The organism is Rhodococcus sp. NPDC058532, assembly GCF_042719255.1.
Classification (GTDB): Bacteria; Actinomycetota; Actinomycetes; order Mycobacteriales; family Mycobacteriaceae; genus Rhodococcus_G.
Window position 1 is genome coordinate 1 of record NZ_JBHXNU010000020.1, and the last position, 6,813, is coordinate 6,813.

8 protein-coding genes are annotated in these 6,813 nt (G+C 70.1%); 5 read left to right on the top strand and 3 right to left on the bottom strand.

What is annotated here, in order from left to right:
* Positions 1 to 141: 141 nt before the first annotated feature.
* Complete coding sequence (locus ACFWQG_RS19595; RefSeq protein WP_378509317.1) at positions 142 to 447, top strand: WhiB family transcriptional regulator; 306 nt, start codon at positions 142 to 144, stop codon at positions 445 to 447.
* Positions 448 to 548: 101 nt separating this feature from the next.
* Positions 549 to 1,796: a DUF6578 domain-containing protein gene (locus tag ACFWQG_RS19600; RefSeq protein WP_378509318.1), complete on the top strand. Its 1,248-nt coding sequence runs from the start codon at positions 549 to 551 to the stop codon at positions 1,794 to 1,796.
* A 3-nt stretch (positions 1,797 to 1,799) separates the two neighbouring features.
* On the opposite strand, the gene ACFWQG_RS19605 is transcribed toward ACFWQG_RS19600, so the two are convergent.
* The 3 genes from ACFWQG_RS19605 to ACFWQG_RS19615 all read right to left on the bottom strand — a co-directional run bounded on the left by ACFWQG_RS19605 (position 1,800) and on the right by ACFWQG_RS19615 (position 3,998).
* Entirely contained in the window at positions 1,800 to 2,645 is an 846-nt protein-coding gene (locus ACFWQG_RS19605; protein ID WP_378509319.1) for a mycofactocin-coupled SDR family oxidoreductase, read from the bottom strand.
* 77 nt (positions 2,646 to 2,722) lie between these two features.
* Entirely contained in the window at positions 2,723 to 3,154 is a 432-nt protein-coding gene (locus tag ACFWQG_RS19610; protein ID WP_378509320.1) for a nuclear transport factor 2 family protein, read from the bottom strand.
* 73 nt (positions 3,155 to 3,227) lie between these two features.
* On the bottom strand, positions 3,228 to 3,998 hold the full coding sequence (locus tag ACFWQG_RS19615) for an MBL fold metallo-hydrolase (RefSeq protein ID WP_378509321.1): 771 nt from the start codon (positions 3,996 to 3,998) through the stop codon (positions 3,228 to 3,230).
* Between the two features lie 132 nt (positions 3,999 to 4,130).
* Between ACFWQG_RS19615 and ACFWQG_RS19620 the strand changes: the two genes are divergently transcribed.
* The 3 genes from ACFWQG_RS19620 (at position 4,131) to ACFWQG_RS19630 (ending at position 6,671) form a co-directional block, all read left to right on the top strand.
* Positions 4,131 to 5,738: an acyl-CoA synthetase gene (locus ACFWQG_RS19620; protein ID WP_378509322.1), complete on the top strand. Its 1,608-nt coding sequence runs from the start codon at positions 4,131 to 4,133 to the stop codon at positions 5,736 to 5,738.
* Positions 5,739 to 5,828: 90 nt separating this feature from the next.
* On the top strand, positions 5,829 to 6,182 hold the full coding sequence (locus ACFWQG_RS19625; RefSeq protein ID WP_378509323.1) for an ArsR/SmtB family transcription factor: 354 nt from the start codon (positions 5,829 to 5,831) through the stop codon (positions 6,180 to 6,182).
* A gap of 3 nt (positions 6,183 to 6,185) precedes the next feature.
* Entirely contained in the window at positions 6,186 to 6,671 is a 486-nt protein-coding gene (locus tag ACFWQG_RS19630; protein WP_378509324.1) for an SRPBCC domain-containing protein, read from the top strand.
* Positions 6,672 to 6,813: the final 142 nt, after the last annotated feature.

Here is a 6,813-nt window from a genome sequence, read left to right on the forward strand (position 1 = left end):
CCATCTGGTGTTTCATGCGCCCGGGCATGATCAGCGGCGGTTCTTGGAGTTGTTTGAGCGGGATCTGGCGCCGCGGCTGCGCGCCCTGGGCTGACATCCCCGCCGACCCCACCCCACGACCCGACGGAAGGACGCGCGGCCATGGCAATGGCTCGACTCGGGACGACGAGCACCCTGCCCACCGCGACCCTCGACGCCTGGGATTGGCAGTTGCGGGCGCGCTGCCGCGGCATGGACAGCGCCACCTTCTTCCACCCCGAGGGCGAGCGGGGCCCCACCCGCGCCTGGCGGATCCGCACCGCCAAGGCGCTGTGCGCGGAATGCCCGGTCCTGCTGGAATGCCGGCAGCATGCGCTGAACATCGGTGAGCAGTACGGGATCTGGGGTGGCCTGTCGGAATCGGAACGCTACCGCGACGGGCGCCCCGCGGCCCGCATGGCGCACTGAGGCACCCTCGATGGGCTAGGGTGTGAGACAAGGTAGCCCCGCACCCGACGGCGTCGTCCGTTGGTTCTCCTAGTGCGCGGGGTCGAATGATGGTCGCCGACATGGCACGTCACGCGTTGCCCGTTTTCGTTCCCGGCTGGGTTCTCGATGATCGGTCGCTGGCACCGCCCGCGGTCGGTGACGTGATCGAGGTGTCCCTCGCCCTCGCCCTCGCCGCCGACGCGGACCCGCCGCCGCCATGGACGAGGCCCGTCCGCGCAACGGTGCGCCCGGCGTACGGCCGCAGCCCGGTGGACGGCGGGGACGGCCTGCGGTGGCTGCTGGAGGTGTCGGGCGACGGCTGGGCCGCGCGGTGGTGGTCGGAACGGCCGATGCCGCGCCGGGTGGACCTGGACGCCGCGTTCGTCCTCGACCTCCCCGAGGGGCAGGACGATCCGCCGCCGACCCGCGGGAAAGTGCGCCGAATCCGGGTGGTGCGGAAGCGATTCGAACGCACCGACACCGGGGTCCGCGCCGTCGGCGGCTCCGAGCGGTTGACCGAGGTCGAGTCGACCCCGCACCAATTCTGGTCGACCCTGGAGTCGGACGCGGACGGATTCGTCCCGACCGGGGTGCTGGTCGACCTGGACCTCGACGACGTTCCGCCGCTCGGGACGCCGTTCGTGCCGGGATCGGTGTCCGTCTCGGGCATCGACGTGTGGGTAATGGACAGATCCAATCCGATTCTGCTGCATGTCGATACGGCGGCCGACCCGCACCGAGTCGTCGAGTACTTGCTGCCGGTGCCGATCGAGGTGTCGGAGCGGTGGGGCTGGGCGCGGGCCGTGCACGCCGACCCGGACGGATGCTGGATCGTCTCCGCCGACGACGTGTTCCGCTGTGACCGGACCGGGACCGCCACGGTGACGGTCGAGCGGGTGAGCACCGTCGGCGGCCGGAGCGTGCTGGACGACGGCTCCCTCTACCTCCTCGGCCGGACCACGCCGATGCTGTGCGGGGACCGTCGGCACGGCACGGTTCGCGTCGACGCCGACCCCCACCCGGTGCGGGTCCTTGACCGGGATCGGCGGCTCCGGCCGGTCGACGACTCGGAGACCGTGACTCGGGTGACGGCGATCTCCGGTCGACGGAACGAGGCCCGCGGCGACGACGGCACCCGCTGGATCGCCAGCCGTGCGCTCGTCGCGCGGGCGCCGGACGGCACGGAACGCTCCGTCGACGTCACCGCACCCGCCCGCGGCAGCGTGCACTGGCGCCGATCCAACCCGCTCGACGATCCCGCGAATGCCGGTCTGGTGCCGATCATTTCGCTTCCCTCGCCGACCGAGAACCGACCAGATCGGGTGTGACGCCTATCCGCCGCCGAACTTCTCCGACGTGCCGAGGTCGACGGGCAGCGCGATGCCGGTGATGCCGCGGCCGGTATCGCCGACCAGGTACAGGACCGCGTCGGCGACCGCCTCGGCCTCCAGCCACGGCTGCGGCAGCAGGTTCAGCTTCTGCATCACCCCCGCGGTGTCCTCGAGGACCGGGTTCTCAAGGTCGGGGCGGAATCCGCGCACCATCGGCTCGTTGTCAATCATTGTGGTCCGGACATTCCCCGGGTGCACCGAGTTGACCCGAATGTTTGCCCACGCCAACTCGTTTGCCAGCGACTTCGCCAGTCCCCGGACGGCGTGCTTCGCCGCCGAGTAGTGCACGATGCCCGGCACGCCGCGGAGCCCGGCCATCGAGCTGATCAACACGATCGAACCGCCCCGGTTGCCTGCAAGGAGGTGCGGGACGGCGACCTTGGTGGTCTGCCAGACGCCGGTGACGTTGATGTCCATCATCTCGCGGAACTCGTCCGGGGTGAGGTCCCAGGAGAGCTTCGGTGACGCGGCGATGCCCGCGTTGGCGACGACGATGTCCAGTCGGCCGAATCGTTCGACTCCCGCGTCGACGGCCTTCTGCAGCGCGTCGAGGTCCCGGGTGTCGGCGACCGACGCGACGATGCCGCGGCCCGTGGCCTCCACCAGCGCGACGGTCTCGGCGAGGTCCGCCTCGGTGGCCATGCCGTATCCCGCGGTGGTGACGGGTGCGCAGCGATCGACGGCAATGATGTCGGCGCCCTCCGCCGCCATCGCCACCGCGTGCGCGCGTCCCTGGCCGCGGGCCGCGCCCGTGATGAACGCGACCTGGCCGGTGAGCTTGCCCATTGTTCTCCTCAGTTCGGATGAAGCGAAACGACTTCATCCTCCATCGGGGAGCGGGCCGCTGCGGCGGTTTCGGCGGGCTACCCGATGGTGATCCGGCGGTGCGCGAGCCGCCACCGGCCGTCCACCCGGCGGAGGGTGTCGTCGTATCGACCGACGCTGGACAGTCGTGCGGCGGTGGTGGTGTCGACGAAGAACGTCCAGTACGCCGTCGAGGTCGCAACGTCCGGGTCGTCCCCGCCGGGGTCGACCGCGATCGTCGTCAGCACGTGCCGGGTCGCGGACCCCGGCCCCTGGATGCCGGAGGCGCGCCTGGTCCGCACCCCCTCCTCGATCTCCGCGCGGCCGGTCCTGATCTGTGCGGGCATCCCGGTGGTCGGGTTCGGCGCGGATTCCCACACCGCGTCGGCGGTGAAGTGTGTTAGGTAGTCCTCGACCGTCCCGTCGTCGGCGAGGTGCGCCACCCGGGCGAGCAGGGACTGGATTTCGACCACGGATTCGGTTGCGTTCACCGCTGCCACCCTGCCCGCGCCCGCCGCGGACCGGCACCGGCGATCCCACCCGGCGGGACGGCAGGGGAGGGGGTCAGCGGCGTTCCCGCTCGCGAACCTCGGCGACCGCGTCGGCGATCGGCAGGGACAGTGCCGGGCCGTGCCCGGGGAGGATGACGTCGGCGTCGAGCGCGGCGAGGTGGTCGAGCGCGGCGAGGGTGTCCGGCCCGCCGTGGTCGAAGACCGGCGGAAGCAGTTGCGGCCCCACGGCGGTGGACAGCGGGTGCGCCGTGACCAGGGCGTCGCCGGTGATGACGACGCGGTGCTGCGGCAGATGAAACGCGGTGTGCCCGGATGTGTGGCCGTGCGTCGCGACCGGGACCGGGGCGCCGGGCAGGTCGAGCGGCCCGCCGGTCCGGAATGGGCGGGCGCCGCTGGTCTGGAATGGGCGGGCGCCGCCGAGGGATACCTTCCGCGTCGCGCCAGCCCTGGCGATGCGCAGCAGCCACGGCAACACCCCCGGCCGGTGCAGCATCGGGATGAAGTCCGTTGCGGTGGCCTGCTCCAGGTAGTCGCGGCGCGCGTGCGCCACCTCGGTCGGATCCGTGTACACCGGGATGCCGCAGCGGTCATGGAACGCGGCGAGCGCACCCATGTGATCGATGTGCGCGTGGGTGAGCAGCATCGCCTCGATGTCCTCGGGGCGGCGGCCGAGGGAGCGGACGGCGCGTTCGATGGTGTCGACGTCCCGCGGGTAGCCGCCGTCGATCAGGGTCAGCGCGGCGCCGTCCCGCAGGATCACCGCGTTGACGGCGGTTCCGGCTACGCGGAAGACATCGGGGGCCACCTCGTCCACTGTGCTCACGGACGACCATTGTGCGGCACGGCCGCGCCGGATCCGGACATCAAATGGTTCGTTTTGCTTCGGGAGTCGCGCGGGGACGTTAGGTTCCGGTCATCGGGCTCGACGTATTTGCTGTTGGGAAAGGGACGAATCATGAAGTTCAACCTCGCGGACGTGGTCGAGACGGTTGCCTCCGCGGTTCCGGATCGGGTCGCGTTGACCTACGAAGACGTGGAGCTCACCTACGGGCAGCTCGACGCCGAGGCCAACCGGACCGCCCATCATCTGGCGCAGTCGGGCATCGCGGCGGGCGAGCACGTGGCACTGTTCCTGAAGAACAGCGTCGAGCACGTCACCAGCATCCTCGGGCTGATCAAGATTCGGGCGGTGCCGATCAACGTCAACTACCGCTACACGCCCGCCGAATTGGAGTACATCTTCACCAACTCCGATTCCGCAGCGGTGATCGTCGAACTCCCGGAGCATCAGCGCACCCTCGCCGCGCTGCTCGGGTCGTGCCCGCTGGTCCGGACCGTGTTCGTCGTCGGGGAGACCGTCGACGAACTGCGTGACGCCGCCCAGGAGCGGGGGGTGTCGGTGGTGGCGTTCGCCGACGCGCGTGAGCAGTCGCCCGCCGCGGACTTCCCGACCCGCTCCGGCGACGACCTGTATCTGCTCTACACCGGCGGGACCACCGGCTACCCGAAGGGTGTGATGTGGCGGCAGGACGACTTCTTCCGCAAGCCGCTCTCCGGGGGCAACCCGTACGGCGACGAACCGCGGCAGGACCTCGCCGAGGTCGCCGCGGCGGCAAAGGAGTTCCCGGAGCTCGCGTTCCTGATCGCGGCGCCGCTGATGCACGGTGCCGCCCTGTACTCGCTGTTCACCTTCTTCACCCTCGGTGCCAGGGTGGTGCTCCGGCGGGACTTCGAGCCGAAGGCGGTCGTCGAGTCCATCGAGAAGGACCGGGTGCAGGTGATCCTGATCGTCGGCGACGGCATGGGGCTGCCGCTCGTCGACGAGTTGGAGCGCAGGCAGGGGGAGGTCGACTACAGCTCGCTGTTCTCGATCACCTCGGGGGGTGCGATCTGGTCCACCGCCGTCCGCGACCGGATGCTCGCGGTGAAGCCGGATCTGCTGCTGCGCGACAACTTCGGCGCCTCCGAGTCGGGCAATGACGGGGCGTTCACGATCGACGAGGCGGGCACCCTGCGGATGCCGCCGTCGCCGAGCAAGGTGCTCGTCGACGAGCGGCTCAACGAGATCGAGCCCGGCTCCGATGAGATCGGCTACATCGCCCGGATCGGGAACGTTCCCCTCGGCTACTACAAGGACGAGGAGAAGACGGCCCGGACGTTCCCGACCCGGTCCGACGGCACCCGACTGTCGGTGCTCGGCGACATGGGCCGGGTGGAGGCGGACGGCACGATCGTGTTCCTCGGCCGCGGCTCGCAGTGCATCAACACCGGCGGCGAGAAAGTCTTCGCCGAGGAGGTGGAGGCGGCGCTGCACGCGCACCCGTCGATCTCCGATGCGCTCGTCGTGCCGGTGCCCGACCCGCGGATGGGGCAGCAGGTTGCCGCCGTGATCGCGACCTATCCCGACGCGCCCGAGCTGACCCTCGAGGTGGTGCAGGAGCATTGCCGGGAGACGTTGGCCGGGTACAAGGTTCCGCGGTCGATCGTGGTGGTCGACGAGGTGAAGCGCACCCCCGCGGGCAAGGCGGACTACCGGTGGGCGACGGAGACGGCGGCGTCGTAGCACCCGGATCGACACCGCGATCGGCTTGCCGGTCGCGGTGTCGTGCTGTCTGGGGGTCGCCCCCCTTGAAATGTACAACCAGTTGGTTGTATGTTTGTTCTCGTGAACGGAGATGACGAGGACCGGGCCGACGCCCTGTTCCACGCGCTCGCCGACCGGACCCGGCGCGACATCCTGCGCCGCGTGCTGGCGGGTGAGCACTCGGTCTCCGGGCTCGCCGCGAAGTACGAAATGAGCTTCGCGGCAGTACAGAAGCACGTCGCGGTGCTGGAAAGGGCCGGCCTGCTGACCAAGCGACGCAGTGGTCGCGAGCAGTTGGCCAGCGGCGACGTGACGGCGGTGCGGTCGGTGGCATCCATGCTCACCGAGCTGGAGCAGGTGTGGCGGGGCCGCATCGCCCGCATCGACGAACTCATTGCAACCGACTCGATCATGGAGGACTGAGCCATGCCTGTGACCAACGTCCAGCACGATCTCGACAACCGGACGCTGACCATCATCGCCGACTTCCCCGCTCCGGTGGCGCGGATCTGGCAGATCTACGCGGACCCGCGCCAGCTGGAGAAGGTGTGGGGTCCGCCGACCTTCCCGGCGACGGTCGTGGACCACGACCTCGCCCCTGGCGGCCGGGTGACCTACTTCATGACCGGCCCGGAGGGCGAGAAGTTCGCCGGGTACTGGCAGGTCATCGACGTCGACGAGCCGAACCGATTCTCCTTCGAGGACGGCTTCGCGAACGAGGACTTCACTCCCAACACCGCGCTGCCGGTGTCGACGAGCGTCTACGCGTTCACCGAGCACGACGGCGGCACCCGCGCCACCTACGTCAGCACCTACCCGACCGCCGACGCGCTGCAGCAGGTTCTCGACATGGGGGTCGTCGAGGGGGCGTCCTCGGCGATCAACCAGATCGACGAGCTGATCGCGTCCTGACCGCCCACCGCGGGGGGGGGGGGCCCCCCCCGGGGGGGGGGAGCCGCCGGGGTGGGGGTACCCGAGAACGCGGGGGAGAAAAAAAAGGGGGGAGAACAAGAAGGGAGAGGGGGCAAACCCCCCACGCGGATAAAGGGGCAAA